Source organism: Burkholderia diffusa (genome assembly GCF_001718315.1).
Lineage (GTDB): Bacteria > Pseudomonadota > Gammaproteobacteria > Burkholderiales > Burkholderiaceae > Burkholderia > Burkholderia diffusa_B.
Genome location: NZ_CP013363.1, coordinates 2,194,838 through 2,217,150, shown reverse-complemented (window position 1 = coordinate 2,217,150; position 22,313 = coordinate 2,194,838). Strand labels below are relative to the sequence as shown.

Annotated in this window: 17 protein-coding genes; 8 read left to right on the top strand and 9 right to left on the bottom strand. The window is 65.9% G+C overall.

From position 1 onward, the window contains the following. Nucleotides 1-43 precede the first annotated feature (43 nt). The 3 genes from WI26_RS25145 to WI26_RS25135 are packed head-to-tail and all read left to right on the top strand — an operon-like array spanning nucleotide 44 to nucleotide 4,998. Nucleotides 44-2,230: a type I secretion system permease/ATPase gene (locus WI26_RS25145; RefSeq protein WP_069227549.1), complete on the top strand. Its 2,187-nt coding sequence runs from the start codon at nucleotides 44-46 to the stop codon at nucleotides 2,228-2,230. Continuing rightward, nucleotides 2,227-3,570, top strand: coding sequence for an HlyD family type I secretion periplasmic adaptor subunit (locus WI26_RS25140; RefSeq protein ID WP_060103300.1), 1,344 nt, complete (start codon nucleotides 2,227-2,229; stop codon nucleotides 3,568-3,570). Before WI26_RS25145 ends, WI26_RS25140 begins: the two co-directional genes overlap by 4 nt. Before the next feature lie 18 nt (nucleotides 3,571-3,588). After that, nucleotides 3,589-4,998, top strand: coding sequence for a TolC family protein (locus WI26_RS25135; RefSeq protein WP_236849332.1), 1,410 nt, complete (start codon nucleotides 3,589-3,591; stop codon nucleotides 4,996-4,998). A gap of 51 nt (nucleotides 4,999-5,049) precedes the next feature. Here the strand turns inward: WI26_RS25135 and WI26_RS25130 are convergent, their stop codons facing one another. Next, entirely contained in the window at nucleotides 5,050-7,494 is a 2,445-nt protein-coding gene (locus WI26_RS25130; RefSeq protein ID WP_069227548.1) for a DUF3772 domain-containing protein, read from the bottom strand. 418 nt (nucleotides 7,495-7,912) lie between these two features. Between WI26_RS25130 and WI26_RS25125 the strand changes: the two genes are divergently transcribed. Beyond that, the gene (locus tag WI26_RS25125; RefSeq protein ID WP_059914788.1) at nucleotides 7,913-9,331 is read left to right on the top strand and encodes an MFS transporter; all 1,419 of its coding nucleotides are present in this window, start codon (nucleotides 7,913-7,915) and stop codon (nucleotides 9,329-9,331) included. Nucleotides 9,332-9,579: 248 nt separating this feature from the next. Then, nucleotides 9,580-10,776: a hypothetical protein gene (locus WI26_RS25120; protein ID WP_069227547.1), complete on the top strand. Its 1,197-nt coding sequence runs from the start codon at nucleotides 9,580-9,582 to the stop codon at nucleotides 10,774-10,776. A gap of 211 nt (nucleotides 10,777-10,987) precedes the next feature. On the opposite strand, the gene WI26_RS25115 is transcribed toward WI26_RS25120, so the two are convergent. Both WI26_RS25115 and WI26_RS25110 read right to left on the bottom strand, forming a co-directional pair. Further along, nucleotides 10,988-13,186: a penicillin-binding protein 1A gene (locus WI26_RS25115; protein WP_069227546.1), complete on the bottom strand. Its 2,199-nt coding sequence runs from the start codon at nucleotides 13,184-13,186 to the stop codon at nucleotides 10,988-10,990. A gap of 97 nt (nucleotides 13,187-13,283) precedes the next feature. Continuing rightward, entirely contained in the window at nucleotides 13,284-14,837 is a 1,554-nt protein-coding gene (locus WI26_RS25110; RefSeq protein ID WP_069227545.1) for a PLP-dependent aminotransferase family protein, read from the bottom strand. A gap of 125 nt (nucleotides 14,838-14,962) precedes the next feature. Here WI26_RS25110 and WI26_RS25105 point away from each other — a divergent pair, with 125 nt between their 5' ends. Next, nucleotides 14,963-15,601 carry an FMN-binding negative transcriptional regulator gene (locus WI26_RS25105; RefSeq protein ID WP_069227544.1) on the top strand — a complete coding sequence of 213 codons (639 nt, stop codon included), beginning with the start codon at nucleotides 14,963-14,965 and terminating at the stop codon, nucleotides 15,599-15,601. A 375-nt stretch (nucleotides 15,602-15,976) separates the two neighbouring features. On the opposite strand, the gene WI26_RS25100 is transcribed toward WI26_RS25105, so the two are convergent. The 3 genes from WI26_RS25100 to WI26_RS25090 form a co-directional block, all read right to left on the bottom strand. Continuing rightward, the gene (locus WI26_RS25100; RefSeq protein WP_069227543.1) at nucleotides 15,977-16,597 is read right to left on the bottom strand and encodes a type VI secretion system amidase effector protein Tae4; all 621 of its coding nucleotides are present in this window, start codon (nucleotides 16,595-16,597) and stop codon (nucleotides 15,977-15,979) included. Nucleotides 16,598-16,600: 3 nt separating this feature from the next. Further along, on the bottom strand, nucleotides 16,601-17,155 hold the full coding sequence (locus tag WI26_RS25095; RefSeq protein ID WP_069227864.1) for a PAAR domain-containing protein: 555 nt from the start codon (nucleotides 17,153-17,155) through the stop codon (nucleotides 16,601-16,603). Between the two features lie 191 nt (nucleotides 17,156-17,346). Further along, nucleotides 17,347-17,919 (bottom strand): thioredoxin family protein, encoded by a 573-nt coding sequence (locus WI26_RS25090; protein ID WP_069227542.1) that lies wholly within the window; start codon nucleotides 17,917-17,919, stop codon nucleotides 17,347-17,349. 228 nt (nucleotides 17,920-18,147) lie between these two features. On the opposite strand from WI26_RS25090, the gene WI26_RS25085 reads away from it, so the two are divergent. Further along, entirely contained in the window at nucleotides 18,148-18,888 is a 741-nt protein-coding gene (locus tag WI26_RS25085; RefSeq protein WP_059464534.1) for a response regulator, read from the top strand. Next, nucleotides 18,885-20,207 carry an ATP-binding protein gene (locus tag WI26_RS25080; protein ID WP_069227541.1) on the top strand — a complete coding sequence of 441 codons (1,323 nt, stop codon included), beginning with the start codon at nucleotides 18,885-18,887 and terminating at the stop codon, nucleotides 20,205-20,207. Before WI26_RS25085 ends, WI26_RS25080 begins: the two co-directional genes overlap by 4 nt. A 54-nt stretch (nucleotides 20,208-20,261) precedes the next feature. Here WI26_RS25080 and WI26_RS25075 read toward each other — a convergent pair whose 3' ends face one another. The 3 genes from WI26_RS25075 to WI26_RS25065 form a co-directional block, all read right to left on the bottom strand. Beyond that, nucleotides 20,262-20,873, bottom strand: a complete 612-nt coding sequence (locus tag WI26_RS25075; RefSeq protein ID WP_069227540.1) for an alpha/beta fold hydrolase — start codon at nucleotides 20,871-20,873, stop codon at nucleotides 20,262-20,264. 53 nt (nucleotides 20,874-20,926) lie between these two features. Continuing rightward, nucleotides 20,927-21,661 (bottom strand): metallophosphoesterase family protein, encoded by a 735-nt coding sequence (locus tag WI26_RS25070; protein WP_069227539.1) that lies wholly within the window; start codon nucleotides 21,659-21,661, stop codon nucleotides 20,927-20,929. A gap of 97 nt (nucleotides 21,662-21,758) precedes the next feature. Further along, nucleotides 21,759-22,295, bottom strand: coding sequence for a GNAT family N-acetyltransferase (locus tag WI26_RS25065; protein ID WP_069227538.1), 537 nt, complete (start codon nucleotides 22,293-22,295; stop codon nucleotides 21,759-21,761). Nucleotides 22,296-22,313: the final 18 nt, after the last annotated feature.

The window sequence follows — 22,313 nt, the reverse complement described above, 5'->3', positions numbered from 1 at the left end:
CTGCGGGCCGTATCGCATTTCCTTCATCGCCTCTGTTCCCTTCATGGATAGTTCCAATTTCCAGCCTCCGGCGTCGTCTCTGACGCAGGATGTCGACACCGGTCTCGCCGTCGTTCTGACGATGGCCAGCCTGCATGGCATCGCAGCTGACGAAGCCGCGTTGCGACATGAATTCGGCTTCGGCCGTTTCGATACACAAACAATTCTGCGAGCCGCGCGCTCACTTGGCATGACGGCCCGGGCCGTTCAACAGAACCTTGAACGACTGGATCGGGCGCCTTTGCCCGCGGTCGCGCGGATGAAGGGCGAAGGCGGCTATTTTGTGGTCGCGCAGTATCAGGCCGGGGACGCAACGCGCGCGCCTCGAACTCTTGTTCAGTTTACGGGCGACGCGCCTACCGTGCTGCCCCGCGAGCGTCTTCTGGAAATCTGGACCGGCGAGCTCATCTATTTCACGAGCAAGAGCAGCATTGCGGGTACTCTGGCGCGCTTCGATTTCAGTTGGTTTATTCCGGCAATTGTCACGTACCGAAAGCTGCTGGGCGAAGTCCTCGCGATCTCTCTGGTGTTGCAGTTCATTGCGCTAGCCACGCCGCTCTTCTTCCAGGTGGTGATGGACAAAGTGCTAGTCAATCACGCGATGAAGACGTTGAACGTGATCGCCGTGGGACTGATTTGCGCGACGTTGTTCGAAGCGGCGCTTTCGGGGATACGAACGTGGGTCTTTGCGCATACGAGCTGCAAGATCGATGTCGAACTTGGCGCGCGGCTCTTCCGTCATCTTTTGGCATTGCCGCTGGCGTGGTTTCAGGCGCGCCGCGTGGGCGATTCTGTAGCCCGTATTCGCGAGCTTGAGAACATTCGCGCGTTCCTCACCGGCAACGCCGTGACGCTGGTGATGGACCTCGCGTTTTCGTTCGTTTTCCTCGGCGTGATGCTCTGGTACAGTGCGTGGCTTACGTTGATCGTCGTTGTTTCAATTCCGCTTTACGTGCTGTTGTCCGTTGTTTTTACGCCGATTGTTCGGCGGCGCCTGAACGAGAAATTCAATAAGGGCGCCGAGAATCAGTCGTTCCTCGTTGAAACCATCAGCGGGATCGATACGGTCAAGGCGATGGCAATCGAACCACGCTGGACGGACCAATGGGACCGTCAATTGGCCGCATATGTGAGTGCGGGGCTTTCGGCGACCAACGTGGCGACGATTGCAAGCGGTGGCGTGACGTTGATCAGCAAGCTGGTGACCGCGGCGATCATGTGGCTGGGCGCCACGCTGGTAATCGACGGCAAGTTGACTGTTGGCGAACTCGTCGCGTTCAACATGCTGGCCGGGCAGGTATCCAGTCCGATACTGCGTCTTGCGCAGCTGTGGAACGACTTTCAACAGGTAGGGATTTCGATGGGTCGCCTCGGGGACATCCTGAACACGGCGCCTGAAACCGCGGCTAAAAAGACGCGAGTACCCCGTCTTCACGGCGCGATCGAATTCGACCAGGTATCGTTTCGCTACCGGCCAGATGCGAGCGATGTCATCCGGCAGATCTCCGTCAAGATCACGGCGGGTGAAGTGGTAGGAATCGTGGGCCGCTCCGGATCCGGCAAAAGCACGCTAACCAAACTCGCGCAGCGGCTCTACGTGCCCGATCGTGGGCGAGTTCTGATCGACGGGCACGATATTGCCGTGATCGATACGGCAAGTCTGCGACAGCAGATTGGCGTTGTTCTGCAGGAAAACACGCTGTTCAATCGTTCGGTGCGGGACAACATCGCGCTGGCCCGACCCACTGCGTCGATGGACGCGGTGATTGACGCAGCAAGGCTGGCCGGCGCACACGAGTTCATCTGCGAGCTTCCTGAGGGTTACGACACGCTCGTTGGCGAGCATGGCACCGGGCTCTCGGGCGGCCAGCGGCAGCGCATCGCCATTGCCCGCGCATTGATGACTGATCCACGCATCCTGATATTCGACGAGGCGACGAGCGCGCTCGACTACGAATCCGAAGCCGTCATACAGGCCAACATGCGGGACATCTGCGCGCGGCGCACGGTGCTGATCATTGCGCATCGGCTTTCGGCGGTGCGCGATGCCGACCGGATTCTCGTGATGGACCGCGGACAGATCGTGGAAAGCGGCACGCACGACACACTGCGGCGCATACAGGACGGCATCTACGCGCATCTGTATTCGCTGCAACAGGGTGGTTGCGGCGTAGCGGAGTCTCGGGCATGAGCGTGCGACAACAGGCAGAGGCCTGGCGTGAACTTGTTGGGCGTTATCGCGATGTCTGGCGTCACTGCTGGAAGCGGCGCCATCGGATGACGCTGCCGGCATTCAACGCAAACGAGGCCGAGTTTCTCCCGGCAGCACTGTCTCTCCAGGCGGCGCCTGTCTCGCCGGCAGGCCGGTGGGTCGCGCGCATTCTCATCCTGCTCGTGATGACGGCGATCGTCTGGTCGTATTTCGGAAAAATCGACATTGTCGTCGACGCCGGCGGCAAGATCATTCCATCCTCCCGGACCAAGACATTGGCGGCGGTCGAAGTTGCAAGCGTGCGAGCGCTGCACGTGCGCGACGGGCAGATCGTGAAGACTGGCGATGCGCTGATCGATCTCGATACGCGCGTAATTGACGCTGAACGTCAACGAGCGGACGGCGACCGGCTGAATGCGGTGCTGCAAGCAGAGCGTGCACGGGCGTTGATCGACGCGATCGATACCGGGCGGAAGCCTCGACTGGCGGATGTGGAGAACGTTTCGCCCGAGCGACGGCGCGAGGTCGAGCGGCACCTGCTGGATCAATGGCGCGATTTCGTTGCGCGACGGGACCGTCTCGACAGCGAAATTCTCCGATACGGTCAGGCCGTTCCGCTTGCGGCGCGTCGTGCGGACGATTACGCGAGGTTGATGAAGACCGGTGACGTTGCGGAACATGCGTGGATCGAGGCCGAGCAGCAGCGCATCGATACGGCGGGGCAGCTTGCAGATTCTCGTCACCAACGTGCGGCGCTCGTGGCAGAGACGCGAAGGAATGCCCAGGATGCGCTGAACGACGCGCAGCGTATTGTCGATGCGTCGTCGGGCGACATGCGGCGTGCGGAGGCACACGGCGAACTGCTGCGCCTGAGCGCCCCGATCGATGGAACCGTCCAGCAACTCGCCGTCCATACCATCGGGACGGCGGTGCCGGCTGCGCAGCCGCTGATGCAGATCGTGCCGCGGGAGGGGGCGGTAGAAATGGAAGCATTCGTCGACAATCGGGATATCGGCTTCGTCAAGGAGGGGCAGGCCGCCAGCGTGAAGATCGACGCATTCGAGTACACGAAATACGGGACGTTGTCGGCGACCGTCAGTCATGTCTCGCGCGATGCGATAGACGACGACAAGAAGGGACTCGTCTATTCGATCAGGATCGTACTTGATCGTTCGGCGATGGTAGTAGATGGTCGCGAGATCGCACTGTCGCCGGGCATGACGGGCAGTGCCGAGATCAGAACCGGTACGCGGCGCGTGATCGAATATGTGCTGTCGCCTTTACTGCAGCACGCACGGGAGAGCCTGCGTGAGCGCTAGGAGTTTGAAAGTTCCCGTGTGTCCGTGGATCTGCGGCCTGATGTTTGTTTCAGTTGCATCCAATGCCGAAACACGCGGTTTTCCGGATGGCCTGACCGATCCGCTGCTGACCCGTCCACGGTCCTGGATGTGGGGCAACGATTACCGGGCGACGACATGCCTGTTGTATGCGCGTCGTCGAATGGCCCGGCGAAGCTGCTGACGATTGGTAATGCGGTCGATCTTGCGCTATGCCACAACCCTCGTATTCGAGCGGCGTGGGCATCGATCAAGATCCAGGCCGCTGCGGTGGGCGAAGCCAGATCGGCGTGGCTCCCCACCGTCAACGGGGCGATCAGCCAACTGACGACTTACAACCGATACCCTGATGCACCATCGATGAATTCGCGCGGCGTCGGTCGAACGTCGAACGCGACGTTGAACTGGCGGCTACTCGATTTTGGTGGACGGACTGCAAACGGCGCGGCTGCGCAACAACTACTGACCGCAGCGTTGGCGGGCCACGACGCAGTGATGCAAAAGGCAGTCGTGGATGTCATCGGCAGCTATTTCGATGTTCAGAATGCACAAGCGGCTTTTGCAGCGCGGACCGAATCTGCGACTTTAGCGGAATCGACGTTGCGCGCATCGCGCAAGCGGCTGGCCAGGGGCGTTGCATCCCGAGCAGACGTATTACAGGCGGAAACGGCGTTGGCCAAGGCGTTACTAGCTGCGCGGCGAGCGAGCGGAGAGATGGCTCGGGCCCGCGCTGAACTGGTCTTTGCGACCGGTCTGCCCGTCGGCACGCGCGCTGAAGTCGAGGAAGCGGTCGTACCGGCTGCGCTGGAGGCGGAGCGCCAGCTAAGCGACTGGCTTCGCGCGGCCGAAGTTTCTCACCCTGAGATCCGGGCAGCGCGGGCCAAATGGAAGGCCGCGCAAGAGAAGGTCACGGTCATGCGGTCCGACGGAATGCCGACCCTCGATTTAAGCGGTACGCTGTCGCGGAACGGTTATCCGAATCAGGGGCTGCAGTCAGTGCGGGCGACGCAGACCAGCATCGGTCTGACTTTGACGATTCCGTTCTTTGACGGCTTTTCTCGCACGTATCGGATTCGCGACGCGCAAGCTCAAGCTGAGCTGGCAGAGGCACAGCTTCTCGATACGCAGCAGCAGATTTTTCGTGACGTGCTGAAGGCGCACGCCGATGCGGAGATGACAGCGGACAACCTGGACGCGTCTGCACGCTTACTGGCTGCTGCGGAAGCGGCGCTGACATCGGCGCGCAATCGTTACGCGCTAGGCGCGGGAGACATTCTCGAACTGCTGTCGGCGCAAGCGGCGCTTGCCGACGCCCGCCAGGAACGGGTGCGAACACTGGCCGAGTGGGAGGCAGCGCGGCTTCGGCTGTTTGCCAGCGCCGGCATCATCGGCCGATGGGCATTTCGGTAGTACCCGAGACGGTCGGCGCGATAACCGCCGGACGCGACCGGCCGTCTTTGTTCATTTCTCCGCCGGCGGCATATTCTGCACAACCAGCATCTGCGGACTCGACAGAGTGATCTGCGCGGCGCGCAGCCGTTTCAGGATCTCGAATAGCAGATCGCTCTTCGTCGAGCTTGCGATTCGCGGGCTCGCCACGTAGCCCGTGACGCTCAGCGTGATCCCGTCGGGTGCCAGCTGGCTGAACGTGACCGACGGCGCCGGCTTGTCGAGAATCGCCGGATGCTCGCGATATGCATCGAGCAGCAGGTCGCGCACCTGCTCGGGGTCGGTGTTCAGCGGGAACGTCAGCATCAGCGTCGCGACGCCCTGCGTGCTGTTGCCCATCGTCACGTTGCGCACGTTCTGCGAGATCAGCTGCGAATTCGGCACGATCACGGTTGAGCGGTCGCTGAGCTGGATCTCGGTCGCGCGCACGTTGATGCGGCGGATGTCGCCTTCGACACCCGCGATGCTGACCATGTCGCCCACCTTGACCGGCCGCTCGGTCAGCAGGATCAGGCCCGACACGAAGTTCTTCACGATCTCCTGCAGGCCGAAACCGATACCGACCGACAGCGCGCTGACGATCCATGCGAGGTTGCTCCATCTGACGCCGAGCAGCCCCAGCGTCATCAGCACGAGCAACACGTAGCCGACGTTGGTGAACAGCGTGATCAGCGACACGCGCATCCCCGCATCCATGCCGAGTGCCGGCATGAATTCGCTGTCGAGCCACCGGCGCACCGAGCGCAGCAGGTAGAAGCCGATCGCGAACCCGATCACCGCGTTCATGATCCGGTCCGGCATGATGTTCAGGCTCTGCAGCCGCTGGCCGCCGATCATCGCGACCGCGCTGTCGAGCAGGTCGCTCGGTGTCGTGCCGAAACCGCCCGTCAGCAAAGCGATCGCCGCGACCAGCATCAGCAGGCTCGTGCCGAGGCCGGACACGACGGTGTGGGCCTGGTCGAGATGCCGGTCGTCGAGCGCGAACAGGTGCTTGATCTGCTTGCCGGTCGACAGGTTCGCGGAGAACAGGCTTTCGCTCGCGTCGCGCGTCAGCTGCGTCATGATGTAGACGCTGCACAGCACGATCTCGAACCACACGAGCTCGTACGTGATGAAGCGCGCGACCGTGATGTAGCCGATCAACAGCGCGCAGAGCGACACGACGATCGCCAGCGTGACGCCCGCATGGATCAACCCCGCCAGCGTCGAGCGGTCCTCGGGCGCCTCGCCGGATGCCGCGAGTGCGCTGCGTACGCGATTCGCGCGCAGGATCGACGCGCCGACAGTCAGCGCGACGACGAGCGAGACGATGCCACGGCCGAACAGCGTGACGGACAGGCTGGTATCAACGATCCGGTTGATCGACTCGAGCGTGCCGGACATCAGCAGCAGCGCGGCCAGCACACCGGGGAACGGCTTCATCGCGAGCGCGACGGGATCGGCGAGCGCGGGCAGGCGCCACGACGGATGCTTCGTGCAGAGCAGCGCGCGGCCGAGGCCCGCGATCAGCGCGCAAGTCACGGCGAGCTTCGCGAACTGGTCCCACAGATCGGTCATCGACGACGTGAGCTCGGCGTGACGGGCGAGCGCGAGATAGAGGATCTGGACGGCGACCGCGGTCGCGAGCAGCGTCGAGAACGCCGTCGCCAGCGCCAGCGCGCTGCGGCGCAGCCGGGTGGGCGGCAGGCGGTTCAGGCAGAACCATGCCAGCCCGCGTTCGACGATGCGGCGGCCGCCGAGCCAGACCGCGAGCGCGGCGATCATCAGCAGCGTGGTGAGCGCGCGCTGGCCGGGTATCCAGGACGAGCGCAGCATGTCGCGCAGCTCGTCGTTGAAATCGTCGAGCCGCTGCACGTCGTCCGGCGACAGATGGAACAGCGGCATCCAGAACTGCGCGCCGAAGATGCTGCCGGAGCGGAACGCGAGCTGGTTCTTCAGCAGGCCGCGGTGCAGCTTCGAGAACTGGTCGTTCAGGTTCGCGAGGTTGGCCTTCTGGTCGGCGGCCTGCTTCAGCGCCGCGTCGATCTGCGCCTTGCGCGCGTTCAACGTCGCCCGCTGCTGTTCGACGGCGGGTGTTTCGGGCGATGCGCCCGGCGCCGGCGGCGGGCCGAGTACGTCGAGTTGCGCCTGGACCTGCGTGCGTTGCGGCGCGAGCTGGCTCTGCAGCTTGTCGACGTCGGCGCTCAGTTCCTGGGTCGCGTCGCCGAGCTCGTCGAGCTCCTTGCTGTTGGTCGCGTTCGACGTCTGCTGCTTGATGCGGTCCTGTTGTCCCTGCATCTGCTTGAGTTGCGCAACGGCGTCGCTGAGCGAAATCGTTGGCACGGTGACGCCGACGGCGCTCGCGCCCGGTGCGGACGCGGCCGCCGGAAACGCCGACGCGGTCGCGATCGCCGCGATCTGCAGCAGTGCGAACAGCGCGATTCGGCGTGCGTACGTGGATAGTCGTTGTATGGACATGGAATGCTTACGTTTTGCCGACAATGCCGGGTGCCGGAAGGCGCCCCGGAAGCCGGGAGTTGGCCCGGTAGCATGTTACCGGGGCATGGCGGCCGCGGCGCTGCCGATGATGCGCGCTGCCTGCCGCGGTACCGCGGCGCGCGCGCGGGCGTGCAATGGCCCGCAGGCCCTTGCCGGCGGGGGCGAGACGATCGCTTCCGCACTCCGGTAGCGGAACATCGCGGCGGCGGCGCACCTTACAGATCCGACAGACGGTTACGGAATTTACACAATATTCGGCGCGAAAGTGGGGTGTCCGAACCGGTTCGCCATGCCACGCGGGCCGCGCGGCGTGCCGGTACAATGCAGCGAATCGCCCGACGGTGGCCCGTTGGCCGCCGGACAACAACACACGACACGATCAGGAGACACGACCAAGATGGTCTCAACGGACAGCTTTCCACAGGCAGCCGCCTCGTTCTCTTCCATCGACGCCGGCTCGATTTCAGCCCGCCTCGATCGCCTGCCGCCGACCCGCAGCGTCTGGAAGCTCGTCGTGCTGCTGAGCCTCGGCTTTTTCTTCGAACTCTACGATCTGCTGTATAGCGGCTACGTCGCGCCGGGCCTCGTGAAAAGCGGGATCCTGTCCGCGACGACGCACGGCCTGTTCGGCACCACGGGCGTCGCGAGCTTCATCGCCGCGTTGTTCTCCGGCCTTTTCATCGGCACGATCGCATGCGGCTTCCTCGCGGACCGCTTCGGTCGCCGGGCGATCTTCACGTGGTCGCTGTTGTGGTACACCGCCGCCAACGTCGTGATGGCATTCCAGGACACGGCGGGCGGGTTGAACTTCTGGCGCTTCGTCGTCGGTCTCGGCCTCGGCGTCGAGATGGTGACGATCGGCACATACATCTCCGAGCTCGTGCCGAAGCAGATCCGCGGTCGTGCGTTCGCGTGCGAGCAGGCGGTCGGGTTCGTCGCGGTGCCGGTCGTCGCGTTCCTCGCGTACCTGCTCGTGCCGCATGCACCGCTCGGCCTCGACGGCTGGCGTTGGGTCGTGCTGATCGGCGCGCACGGCGCGCTGTTCGTGTGGTGGATTCGCCGCGCGTTGCCCGAGAGCCCGCGCTGGCTCGCGCAGCAGGGGCGCGTCGACGAAGCCGATCGCATCATGCGCGCACTCGAGGCGAAGGTCGAAGCCGAATACGGCCGGCCGCTGCCGCCGCCCGCGCCTGCCGAGCCGGTACCGCCGCGCGGCAGCTTCCGCGACATGTGGGTGCCGCCATATCGCAGCCGCACGATCATGATGACGATCTTCAACGTGTTCCAGACGGTCGGCTTCTACGGCTTCGCGAACTGGGTGCCGACGCTGCTGATCAAGCAGGGCATCACGATCACGTCGAGCCTCATGTATTCGAGCGTGATCGCGCTCGCGGCGCCGCTCGGCCCGCTGATCGGCCTCGTGATCGCCGACCGCTTCGAGCGCAAGTCGGTGATCGTCGCGATGGCGGCGGCGATCGTCGTCTGCGGGCTGCTGTTCAGCCAGACGACAGTCGGCGCGTTCCTGATCGTACTCGGCATCGGTCTTACGCTCGCCAGCAACATCATGTCGTATAGCTTCCACGCATATCAGGCCGAGCTGTTCCCGACGTCGATCCGTGCGCGCGCGGTGGGCTTCGTCTATTCATGGAGCCGCTTCTCGGCGATCTTCTCGTCGTTCGTGATCGCGGCCGTGCTGAAGGGCTTCGGTACGTTCGGCGTATTCGCGTTCATCGCCGGCGCGATGGCGATCGTGATGGCCGCGATCGGGCTCATGGGGCCGCGTACAAAAGGCATCGCGCTCGAAACCATTTCGAAGTAGACGCGGGTGGCGCACTCGCATGTCGCATGCGGCAACGAGTTGAAACAAGGCGTGACGAAGCGCAAGACCACCGCGAAACCGGGAGGGGGCGGCCCTGCCGATTCGTGTCCGCGCGGGTAGAATGAAAGACCTGACGACTCATTAGCCGCCATTGGCCGAACGCGTTGCAGTGCGAACGGCTCCACCGCGAAGAGGCGTCGGCGCCGGGCACATGCGTGTGACCGGCGTGTCGATGGCTCGCGCGGCAGATGCGCCGTTCGCCACGTGCGGCGGCCGGATCGGCCGATGGCTTCGATCGCATGATGCTCTCCGACCTGACGCGGCGGTTGCCCAAGCCGCGTTGCCGTTCCCTCGCGGTCGCCACGTATGTTTGGCTGGCGGCCGCTGTCCCGATCCCCGTTCTTGTCGCGCGGCCGGCCGTGGCCGCGTCCGACGTGCCGTCGGCCACTGCCACGTCTTCGTCATCGACCGCTTCGGCCGCGCATCCGGCTTCGCCGGCGCATGCGTCACCTGTCAGCGGCGCATCGGGGGCATCGGGGGCATCGGCCGCGTCCACGGTTTCCCCGGCATCGGCTGCGTCGGCCGCATCCGGCACACTGGCAAGCGAGGCCGAGGCACCCGCGCCGACGCCGCCGCGCCGGCACCCGCCGCTGTCGGCGGACGAGGCGAAGAACGCGACCGAGCGTGCGATCGACATGCGCAAGCGCTTCACGCAGGAAGTCACGCGACGCCTGAACGTGCCCGCGAGCGAGCAGCGCGCGTATGGTGTCCGCCTTCAGAATGCGCTCGCCGACGCGGATCTCGGCGACCTGGCCGGCGAATACGTCGCGATGGTCGACCGCGCACCGAACGTGCAGGCGCTGTTCATCTACTTCCGCGCGACGCCGTCCAACGCGTGGCTGATGATCGGCGCGTCGCCGGTCGGCACCGGCTGGCCCGGCAAATACGATCACTTCCTGACGCCGCTCGGCGTGTTCCACCACTCACCCGACAACATGGACTTCCGCGCGGAAGGCACGACGAACGACAACGGCATTCGCGGCTACGGCGTGCGCGACATGCGCATCTACGACTTCGGCTGGGTGGACGGCGAGCGGGGCTGGGGCAAGGGCGGCAAGTCGCCGATGCGCTTCCAGATGCACGCGACCGATCCCGATCGCCTCGAGCCGCTGCTCGGCATCCGGCACTCGAAAGGGTGCGTGCGGATTCCTGCTTCGCTGAACACGTTCCTGGACCGGCACGGCCTCCTCGACGACGACTATCAGGCGCGTGTGGAGGCCGGCAAATCATTGTGGGTGTTGCGCCGCGATCGCGACATCACGCCGATCGCCGGCCGCTACCTGGTGGTGATCGACAGCGCGCGCAAGACGCGTCCGGCATGGTCGCCGGCGCCGGGGCGCAATGCATGGTCGAAGCTTCCGAAGAGCGGCGACACGGCGGACTGATGACAGCCGGCCCGACGATGCGACGAAGGACTTTCGATGCGCTCGCGGCGACGCTTGCGACCGGCTTGGGCGCGTTGTCGGCCGGCGCATCGCTCCGGAGTTGACGCAGCTCACCCGCGAAAGCGAACAACGTGTAGCCGCGGAACGCGATACGCGGCGCGTGCCCGGATCGCTTCGTTCAGGTAAACGAAGCATCGTTGTCGCGCACTGGTCAGCGGAAGATTTTCAGCCAGTCGAACAACCCGGGGTGCGGACGCCGCCTCGGTGCCGGCGCCGGTGCACTGCGCGGCCGGAAGTCGGGCGAGAACTGCGCATGCGGATCGATCGCGCGCGCCCGCAGCGCCGCATCGTAGAACGAGCCGACGATCGGCAGCGCGCTGTGCGCACCCGCACCCCAGTAGTCGCTGCGCAGCGTCACGCTGCCGTCGTCGAAGCCGACCCAGGCGCCGGCCACCAGTTGCGGATGCATCAGGATGAACCAGCCGTCCGTGTTGTCCTGCGTCGTGCCGGTCTTGCCTGCGACGTCGATGCGAATTCCGTAGCGCGAGCGGATGTCGGCGCCGGTCCCGTAATCGACGACGCCGCGCATCACGTCGACCAGCGTCTGTGCCGCGGCCACCGGCAGCGCGCGTTCGGGCGGCGCGCTGCCGAACGCGGCGAGCACCTTGCCGTCGCGATCCTCGATGCGCGTGATCATCTGCGGCGCGACGTACACGCCGCGGTTCGCGATCGTGCCGTACGCGGACACCATTTCCTTCAGCGTGACGGGGCTCGTGCCGAGCGCGAGCGACGGCACCGCGTCGAGCGTGCTGTCGCGCACGCCCATCGCGCGCGCGAGCTGCGCGACCCGGGCCGCGCCTTCGCGCTGCATCACCTGCGCAGTGATGCGATTGCGCGACAGCGCAAGCGCGTCGCGCAGCGTCATCGGCGCGTCCGTCGGCGGTTCGGCATCGGTCGGGTGCCACACCGCGTGCGCGCCGATCGGGATCGCGACAGGACGATCGACGAACGTATCGCTCGGCCGCATGCCGTCCGCGAACGCGGCGCCATAGACGAACGGTTTGAACGTCGAGCCCGGCTGGCGCCGCGCCTGCACGACGTGATCGAACGGCTCGCTGCCGAAGTCGGGGCTGCCGACCCATGCGCGAATCGCGCCGTTGCGCGGATCGATCGCGACGAAGCCGGCTTGTACCTGCGTCTTGCGCTCGCACAACGCGCGGATGAACGCACGATTCGCGCCGAGCAGCTTCAGCGCCGCCGCATCGGCGAGCCCGGCATCGCGCGCGGCGCGATAGTCGGGTGTCTGCCGGATGAAGCCGCGGAACAGGTCGTTGCGCAGCCCGCAGCCGGACGGGTTGCGCCATGCGCTATCGGCGATCACCTGCAGGCGATCAGTCTGCTGCGTCAGCGCTTGCGTCGCCATGTCCTGCAACTGCGCATCGAGCGTCGTGCGCACGACGAGGCCGTCGGCGTAGAGATCGTAGTTGTTGCGGTCCGCCCATGCGATCAGCCACTTGCGCAACTGCACCGCGAAGTGAGGGGCGGGACCGGGCTGCGCGGTCTGCGGTTCGAAGTCGACGCGCAGCGGCCGGCGCTGCAACTGCGCGAGCTGCCGCGGCGACAGCATGCCCATCGAAGCCATCCGGGCGAGCACGATGTTGCGGCGCTGCACCGCGCGCTCCGGGTTCAGCACAGGGTTGTAGTAGCTGTTGCCCTTCAGCATCCCGACGAGCGTCGCGCTTTCGACGATGTCGAGCTGGTCCGCCGACTTGCCGAAATAGGTGCGCGCGGCCATCTCGACGCCGTACGCGTTGTACAGGAACGGCACCGTGTTCAGGTAGGTTTCGAGAATTTCATCCTTGCTGTACACCGTCTCGATCTTGAATGCGGTGATCAGCTCCTTCACCTTGCGCGTGAGCGTCGGCGCGCGGCCGACTTCGTCCGGATACAGATTGCGCGCGAGCTGCTGCGTGATCGTCGAGCCGCCCTGGCGGCTGCCCGAGAACGTGTGCAGCCCGGCGGCGAGCGTGCGGCGCCAGTCGATGCCGTGATGCGCGTAGAAGCGGTGGTCTTCGGTCGCGATCAGTGCGTCGACCATGTGCGGAGAGATCTGCTTGAGCGGCACCCACTCGCGGTTGACGGGCCGGAATTCGGCGATCAGCTGACCGTCGGCCGACAGCACGCGCGCCGGGCGGTCGATGCGCGCCTTGCGGATGTCGCCGATGCTCGGCGTAAACGGGACGAACGCGAGCAGAGTCAGCAGCCCGAGCACCGGTATGGCGGCGAGCGTTAGCGCGACGCCGCGACGCGTCGGATGACGCAGGCGATGCCACGCGCCGGCGCCCAGCACGCGGGCTCCGACGCGGCAGCGAAGCCACAGGTCTCGGAGAAACGACACGAAGCGATTCACGGCGGCAGGAGCGCGAGCTGAAAAGGCGCGATCGTAGCAAACCGAGCACCGCCGCCGCCGGCCAAACAGCCCGTTTTCTTGCAGGATTTACAGACGATTACGTTTGTTTCCCGCGGACAATCTTTGGTCGAATGCGCCGCCGCGATTCTTCCGATGAAACGATGCCGGCCGCTTCGCCGACGACATCCGCGAGCCGCTGCGCGGCCGCTTCCATCCGCGCGCGATCGAACCCGCCGAAGCCGAGCACGAGGCCGGGACGCGCGGTGCCTGGCGCGAACATCGGCGACACGGCGCGCACAGCGACGCCCGCCTGCGCGGCGCGCGCCACCACGTCGAGATCGTCGATCCCTTGCGCGAGCCACAGCACGACGTGCATCCCCTGATCGCCCGGCTGAACCCACGCGCGCTCGCGCGGCAGCCGCTTGCCGAGCGTATCGATCAGCAGCGCGCGCTGTTCCGAGTAGACGCCGCGCACGCGGCGAATGTGGCGGTCGAGATGTCCTTCCGCGATGAACGCGGCCAGCACGTGCTGATCGGTGGTCGGCGCGTGCCGATCCATCAGCACGCGCGCGCCGCAGAACGCGGGCACGAGATCGTCGGGCGCGATCACGTAGCCGAGCCGTAGCGACGGGAACAGGATCTTGCTGAACGTGCCGAGATAGATCACGTGTTCTGGATCCAGGCCTTGCAGCGACGGAAACGGATAGCCTTCGTAGCGCAGCTCGCTGTCGTAGTCGTCCTCGACCACCCATGCGCGATGCACACGCGCCCAGCCGAGCAGTGCGTTGCGTCGCGCCATGCTCATCGGCATCCCGAGCGGATACTGGTGCGACGGCGTGACGAACGCCGCGCGTGCGTCCGGCTCGAGACGGATGCCGGCCTCGACGTCGATGCCTTCCGCGTCGACCGGCACGCGGACCATCGCGTCATGTCGCCCGGTGCTCTCGAGCAGCGCGGTGATGCCGCGATAGGCGGGATTCTCGACCCACGCGCGATCGTTCGGGCCGAGCAGGACCTGGCTCGCGAGGTGCAGCCCCTGTTGCGTGCCGCTCGTGATCACGACCTGATCGGCGGTGCAGCGCACCGAGCGCGAGCGGCGCACGTAATCGGCAATCGCTTCGCGCAGCGGCAGCGCACCTTGCGGATCGGCATAACCCGACGGCGCACCGGCGCCGCGAGCGCGCAGGCGGTTGCCGAGCCGGCGCCAGATATCGTCGGGCGCGGTGAGCCCGACCGGCACCGAGATCGCAAACGGCACGGCCGGCAGCGGACGGAATTCGCGGGCGATCCGCGCGAACGTCGCGGCCGGTTCCGGCAGGCCGGTGTGCGCGACGCGCTCGCGGGGCGCGGGTGATTCGTCAGCCGGCAAAGACGACTCGGCGAGTGCGTTCGCGACCCGCGTGCCGGCACCGCCGCGCGACTCCAGGAAGCCTTCGGCGACGAGCTGCGCATACGCGTCGACGACGGTGCCGCGCGCAACCTGGAGCGACGTCGCGAGCAGCCGCGTGGACGGCAGCGTGTCGCCCGGGCGCACGTCGCCGCGCCGCACTGCATTTCGCAACGCTTGCGCGAGCTGGCGACTCAGGTCGCCGGCCGCGCGGTCAAGCACGCCGAGCGACGGGATTTCGACGATCCGGGCGGTTCGGGCCATGATTCTGGTCTGCTGAAATTGTTCGAAACCGGCTCTACAGGATAAACCAGTTAGCGGGCACAATCTGCGCACGAGGGGCCGGTTCCGGCCCGTTTCGTCGAACCCTGTCCGACCGTGGAGCCGCCATGTATGTGCCTGCCGATTTCGCCGAATCCCGCCCCGACGCACTGCGCGAACTGATCGTCGATCATCCGTTCGGCACGCTGGTCACGCATGGGAAGCGCGGGCTCGACGCGAACCACCTCCCTTTCGAGTTGCTGCCGGGCGACGGCGGCCTCGGCGAGCTGCATGCGCACGTCGCGCGTGCGAATCCTGTCTGGCAGGACGTCGCGAACGGCGACGAGGTGCTGGTGATCTTCCGCGCCGGCGACGCGTACATTTCGCCGAACTGGTACCCGAGCAAGCACGCCGCGCATCGGCAGGTGCCGACGTGGAACTACGTGGTCGTGCATGCGCACGGGCGCATCACGGTGCGCGACGACGAGAAGTTCGTGCGCGGCGTGGTCGCGCGGCTGACGCGCACGCACGAGGCGTCGCAGCCGGTGCCGTGGAAGATGGCCGACGCGCCGAAGGACTATCTCGACACGATGCTGCAGTCGATCGTCGGGCTGCAGATCGAGATCACGCGACTCGTCGGCAAGCGCAAGCTCGGGCAGAACAAGGCGGTCGACGATATTCGAGGCGCGGGCGATGCGCTGATCGCCAACGGGAATCTCGCGATCGGGGAGGCGATGCTGGCGGAGGCGGTCCGCAAGAATGAATAGTCGCGCTGTAGCGAGGCGGGCGTACTTGGGGCCGAGATCAAGTGTGCAGTATGCGTACGCTCAGGAATGTCAAAAACCAGTGCGTTGCGACCGCAACTGCGAAGTATCCGAATATAACCAGCGGGCGGCGGCGGCGAGCAAACAGGATGAAGCCCAAAGCCGCAAAGATGGCCGGTGGTCCGAACACATACCCAAATAGAGAGAGAGTCGAATGAAGGGTGGAGGCGCAGGCGTCAACGCCGCCACCGCATTCACCGGGACGCGGCGCACAAAATCGATCGAATCCGGCGCATATGCGCGCGTCTATCGCTGCCCAGGCAACGACGCTGACGAGGCCCGCGATAGCGAAAGCCACTGTAGCGAGGGAGCGTCGCATCATTTGATTTCCCAAAAGAGAATCTGTTTGGAGTTGCGCAGATTGGACCAACCAAAATCTGTACCGGGTAGGAGCGCGTGTATCCCGAAGGCACGGCCAAACGTTGCTACGAAACCAGGCACGCTGCTGACGGTAAGTAGCGATCCGTTCCACAAGTCGATATGACTGCCGCTTGCGTTCTCGGCCGACTCGCCGCTGCGCGTCCAGTATCGTGAGAACTGGATGATACCGGTGCGGCCTTTGACCATCGCTTCCCAATCGTCCCCCGTGATGTTTTCGGCTTTGGGAAGGCCGGCGAACGGTTGTAGTTGCAACCATGCACCAAGTTCGTCAGCACGTGTTGCGGTAGGTTTCCCGTCAAGAAGGATACGGCCGATCGTCTTTGCGCCCAACATCGGTCTGACGGTCTTTGCATTGAACGACTTCATTCCTACACCGACACGGTGCAGAGTAATGCTAAGGCGAATGGCGCATTGATTCGCATACGCTGGGTCGTGGTATGGATTGCCGGGCGGGAAGTTGTCCCAAAGCTCCTTGAAGGTGACGCCTGCTATCGGCACATCTTTCTCTGAGCCTTTCCTGTCGGTAGTGCGGACTTTGGTGGGTTCGGTGTGTGGCATCAGTTACCGCCCGCTTTGCATCGAGAGCGCGTCATCACCCCAGTAGACGATGTAGTCGCTAGCCGCGTCGCCTGTATGGATACGGGGTAGCCTGCCGCTCGCGTCAAGACGTCCAAAATGCATGCGACCGTCGGAGGTTTCGATGTAGTAGGGCAACCCTTCCGTTACCTCCTCGGTCGCCCTTACACGCTCGTCGAAAGCGCCTTTCGTGACCGATGCTATGCCGCCCGTTATCGTACGGCTCGAAACGACTTCCCCAAGACTCTTGATCCTGTCATTGCACCAAGCTTCGCCAGCACGCAGCGCAACGATGTGCGGTGGGATTGCGCAGCCGCACAGGACCACGTCACCATCCAGCGCAACTTCTCCCCGGAACCTGATTCTGTATGGGCCGCCCGCTTTTGCGATGATGCCGACACTCTGGCACGCGGTGCAGAATGCACTACCTCCAATCAGGGCTGCCTGATGCCCGTGTACAAGGAACGGTGGGGCGTCGCATGGGCCAACTGTTCCACCCGTTGAAAGATTATCGCCAACGACTGCAATTCTTCGTTTCATTAATCGACCCTCTCGGAGAGCCGCCATCGTAGCCGCGTCGCGTGATCGCGCATCTCAATATTGAAAGGGTTTCCTGAAACGGTGGGCCTGGCGCAAGAGCCGCCGTGGAGAAAATCGCAGGCGCCCGGTTATGACGCACGGTACACGTGACCACTCCTTCCAATCGTTGTCTCAACGGCCGCCGGTGCGATCTATTGCCCCCGTTTTTCGCCGTCTCGTGCCTGCGCCAGCGCCCCCCGGATCGCCGCTTCCGTCTTGTCATACCCGCCCTCGCCATACCGCGTATAGACGACCTTCCCGTTCGCGTCGACCAGGTACAGCGCGGGCCAGTACTGGTTCCCGTACGCACGCCACGTGTCGTAGTGGTTGTCCTGCGCGACCGGGTACTCGATGCGGAAACGCTTGACCGCATCGGCGACGTTCTTCGCATCGCGTTCGAACGGATACTCGGGCGTATGCACGCCGACCACGACGAGCCCCTGGTCGCGATATTTCCGGTACCAGTCGTTCACGTACGGGATCGTGTGAATGCAGTTGATGCACGAGTACGTCCAGAAATCGACCAGCACGACCTTGCCGCGCAACCGGTCTAGCTTGAGCGGTGCGCTGTTGTGCCAGCGCTCGATGCCGGTGAACTCGGGCGCCGGCGTGCCGGCCAGCGACGCGGTCGGGCCCGCGTCGTCGCGGGTGCCGGCGAACGCGGCGAGCCCGGCCGTGGCGGCGAGAGCGATCACGAGGGCGGCGGTCCTGAATCTGGGCAGCATGACGGTTCTCCGGTTCGGCCGGCCGCCGCGCGAATGCGTCGGCCGGACTGGTTTCGACAGCCGTCATTGGGCCGCGCCGACGTATCTGCGGTGTGTCCGGCAAGCCGCGCGTGTGCAATGTTGTGTGTCGTCACGGCGGCGCGATACATTGGGATACAAACGCGCACCCGCGGTGCGGTATAAAAGCGGACATCGCCAGCCGGAACATCACGCCAACGACACCGACTCATGGACAAGATCGACCACGTATTGATCGTCGACGACGATCGCGCGATCCGCGAACTGATCGCGGATTATCTGGAGAAGAACGGCATGCGCGTGTCGCTCGCCGCGAACGGTCGCGAGATGCGCAACGTGCTCGACGATGGCGCGCCCGACCTGATCGTGCTCGATCTGATGATGCCCGGCGAGGACGGCCTGACGCTGTGTCGCGACCTGCGCGCGGGCAAGTTCCGGACGGTGCCGGTGCTGATGCTGACGGCGCGCGGCGAGGAAACCGACCGCATCATCGGCCTCGAAATGGGCGCCGACGACTATCTCGCGAAGCCATTCGCGGTGCGCGAACTGCTCGCGCGGATCCGCTCGGTGTTGCGCCGCGCGCGCATGCTGCCGCCCGGCATGCAGGTGACGGAGACGGCCGCGATGCTCGCATTCGGTGAATGGCGGCTCGACACGACGGGGCGTCACCTGCTCGACACCGAAGGCACGATGGTTGCGTTGAGCGGCGCCGAGTACCGGTTGCTGCGCGTGTTCCTCGACAATCCGCAGCGCGTGCTGACGCGCGACCAATTGCTCAATCTCACGCAAGGCCGGCAGTCCGATCCGTTCGACCGGTCGATCGACCTGCTCGTGAGCCGGCTGCGGCAGCGCCTGCGCGACGGCGCGCGCGAGCCGCGCTACATCAAGACGCTGCGTAACGAGGGTTATGTGTTCTCGTCGGCGGTGACCGCGGTCGAAGGCGACGCATGAACACGCGCACCCGGTGGCACTGGCCGCGCTCGCTGTTCGCGCGGCTCGCGCTGATCCTGTGCGTGGGCCTCGCGCTCGCGCAGACGCTGTCGTTCTGGCTCACCGTGACCGAGCGCGACCAGGCGACCACCAACCTGATGATGGGTTACATCGAGCGCGAGGTCGCGAGCTCGGTCGCGTTGCTCGACCACCTGCCGCCCGACCAGCGCGCCGCGTGGCTGCCGCGTCTCGCGCGGCGCAGCTACACGTTCATCCTCGGACCGGGCGAAACGGGCACGCCGCCGGAGGCGCGGCTCTCGGCGCGCGTCGAGCGCTCGATCTCGGATGGCATCGGCGGCGATTACCCGCTGACCGCGAACGCGCTCCCCGGCGATCGCGAGCATCTGCAGGTGCATCTGCGCCTGACCGACGGCTCGCCGCTGACGATCGACATCCACCCGATGTCGACGGTGCCGCTGTCGGGCTGGCTGCCGGTTGTGCTCGCGCTGCAGCTTGCCGTGCTGGCCGCGTGCTGCTGGCTCGCGGTGCGCCTCGCGACGCGGCCGCTGAAGCAGCTCGCGCAGGCGGCCGACGCGCTCGGCCCCGACCTGAAGGGCGAACGCCTGAACGAGGACGGCCCGTCCGAAGTCGCGCGTGCCGCCCGCGCGTTCAACGCGATGCAGGACCGCATCGCGCAATACATGGCCGAGCGCATGCAGATCCTCGCGTCGATCTCGCACGACCTGCAGACGCCGATCACGCGGATGCGGCTGCGCGTCGACGTGATGGACGACGATGCACAGGGCGCGAAGCTCCGCCAGGACCTGCTCGAGATGGAGCATCTGGTGAAGGAAGGCGTCGCGTATGCGCGCACGCTGCACGGCACGGAAGAGGCCGCGCGCCGCATCGATCTCGATGCGCTGCTCGACAGCATCGTATGCGACTACACGGATGCGGGGCAGGATGTCGCGCTGCACAGCGGCGGCGCGCTCGCGCTCGTCACGCGGCCGAAGGCGCTGCGCCGGATCGTCGGCAACCTCGTCGACAACGCGCTGAAGTTCGCGGGCGCGGCCGAGATCGACGTGCGGGCGGCACCGGGCGGCGGTGCGGTCATTGCGGTGCTCGATCGCGGGCCCGGCATTCCGGACGATCAGCTCGACGCGGTGTTCGAACCGTTCCGGCGCGTGGAGACGTCGCGCAATCGCGAGACGGGGGGCACCGGGCTCGGCCTCGCGATCGCGCGTCAGCTCGCGCTCGCGATGGGCGGCACGCTCACGTTGCGTAATCGGCCGGACGGCGGCGGGCTCGAAGCGCGGTTGACGCTGGCGAACGTTGCGTGATGCGGCGTCAAAGGTATCGAGGGCGTTGCGGGATTCGCGTCGAAGCGGCTCGCGTCACATGCGCTGCAAATGCGCGTCGACAAGCGGTGCAAGCGTATCCGCATGCACCGCCGCGAGATCGTGGCGGCCGCCCGGCACCACATGCAGCTGCGCATCGGGCAGCCGTTCGAGCAGCCGCCGGCCGGCCGCGATCGGACTGATCGGATCGTCGTCGCCCCACAGCAGGAGCGTGGGCTGCGCGATGCGGCCGAGGTCATGCGACAGGTCGGCGCGAAACGTCAGGAACCAGTCGGGCAACCGCGGGTTCGCTTCCGCGAAGCCGGTGCGCCAGTCCTGCGCGCCGAGTCCGTGCATGTCGAGCCCGCCGGACGTGACCGTCAGCACCAGGTGCGTGACGAGCGCCGCCCGTTCGAGCGCCGCGCGCATCGCGATCACGCCGCCCATCGACTGCGCGATCACGGCGGTCGGCCGGTCGATCGCGTTCAGCACATGGCGCACGAGGCCGTCGAAGTCGTCGACGGCCGGATCGCGCGGCGTGTCGCCGAAACCCGGATAGCCGACGATCCGTCGCTCGGCCGGATGCGCGAGACGGCTCGCGAGCGGTTGCCAGAACGCGGTGCTGCCCGACGCGCCGGGCAGGAAAAGCAGTTGGGACGGGACGGGCATGGCGAATCGGGTCTCCGGGAAACGAAGCGTGGTGAACGAAGGGCGACGCCGTGTCAGCAACGGCCGGTGCGCAGCGCGACGGCCCAGTCGTCGCGGCCGCGCGATGCCGCGGTGGCGGCGGCCGTATGCCAATCGTATTCGACCGCATGGAACTCGGCGCGCCAGCCGGCCGGCGTACGCGACACCATCGCGTAGCGCGCATGCGGCGAACCGGTTTCGACCTTGTGCGGATGCGGAAGATCGTCCATGTATGCCTGCAGTCCGACGCTGCCCGGGTTGACGATCACACGGCCGTCGTCGAGCTTCGCGATGCGCGGCACATGTGTATGCCCGCACAGGATCAGCGACGCCGGCGCATCGCCCGCGCGCTGCGCGATTTCATCGGGCGTTGCCGCGCGGCAGCCATCAGGCGTCACCGTTTCGAGGAAATAGACGAGGTCGCTGGCGGGCGTGCCGTGCACCATCAGCACGTCGTCGCCGAGCGTCAGATGCTCGGGCAACGCGGCGATCCACGCGCGATGGTCGTCGCGCAGCGTGTCGTGCGCCCAGCGGTCGGACAGCCGCATCGTGTCGCGCTCGCCGGTCAGCAGTTGCCGTTCGTGATTGCCCTTGATGGTCGGCAGGTCGAGCGCGATCAGGCGGTCGGCCGTGTCGGCCGGATGGAGCGCGCCCGACACGATGTCGCCGAGGTTGACGATCACGTCCGCGCCGCGGCGGCGCACGTCGTCGAGCACCGCGTCGAGCGCGGCGAGGTTGCCATGGATGTCGGACAGCGCGGCGATTTTCATGGTGAGTCAGTCGAGGCGGGGAATGGCGATTGTCGCGAATTCGGCGTGGATCGTCCAATCGTGTCGATGGCGCGATACGCGCTGAGCGCGGCGAGCTTCAGTCGGTCGCGACGCGCGCGTACATCGCGAAATCGCCCGGCATGCCGCGCACCATCCGGTACGCGCGCAACAAACCTTCGTACCGGTAGCCGCATTTCTGCAGGACGCGCGCGGAGCCGGTGTTGCTGGTCAGCACGACACCCTGGATGCGCATGAAACCACCTTCGGCGAACGCCCACGCGGTGACGTTCGCGCACAGCACGCTCGCGATGCCGCGCCCCCAGTGCGACGGTGCGAGGTCGAACGCGATCTCGGCCGAGCGGTTCGCGGTGGACACCGTATGGAGTCCGATCGTTCCCGCGAGTGCGCCGGACGCGTCGTCGACGATTGCGAGGCGGCGGATCGAATCCGGATGAGTCGATTCGATGCCGTCGAACAGCGGCAGCAGATCGTCGCGCGCACGGAGATTCCAGCTCGTGTGGCGGACGACATCGTGTTGCGACAGGTACGCGTACCACGCGTCGAGGTCCGCGCGCTCGAGCTGCCGGAGCGACAGGCCGGGGAAACCGGAGCGGGGCGGCGCGGCGATCCTCATCGCACACCCGTCACGCAC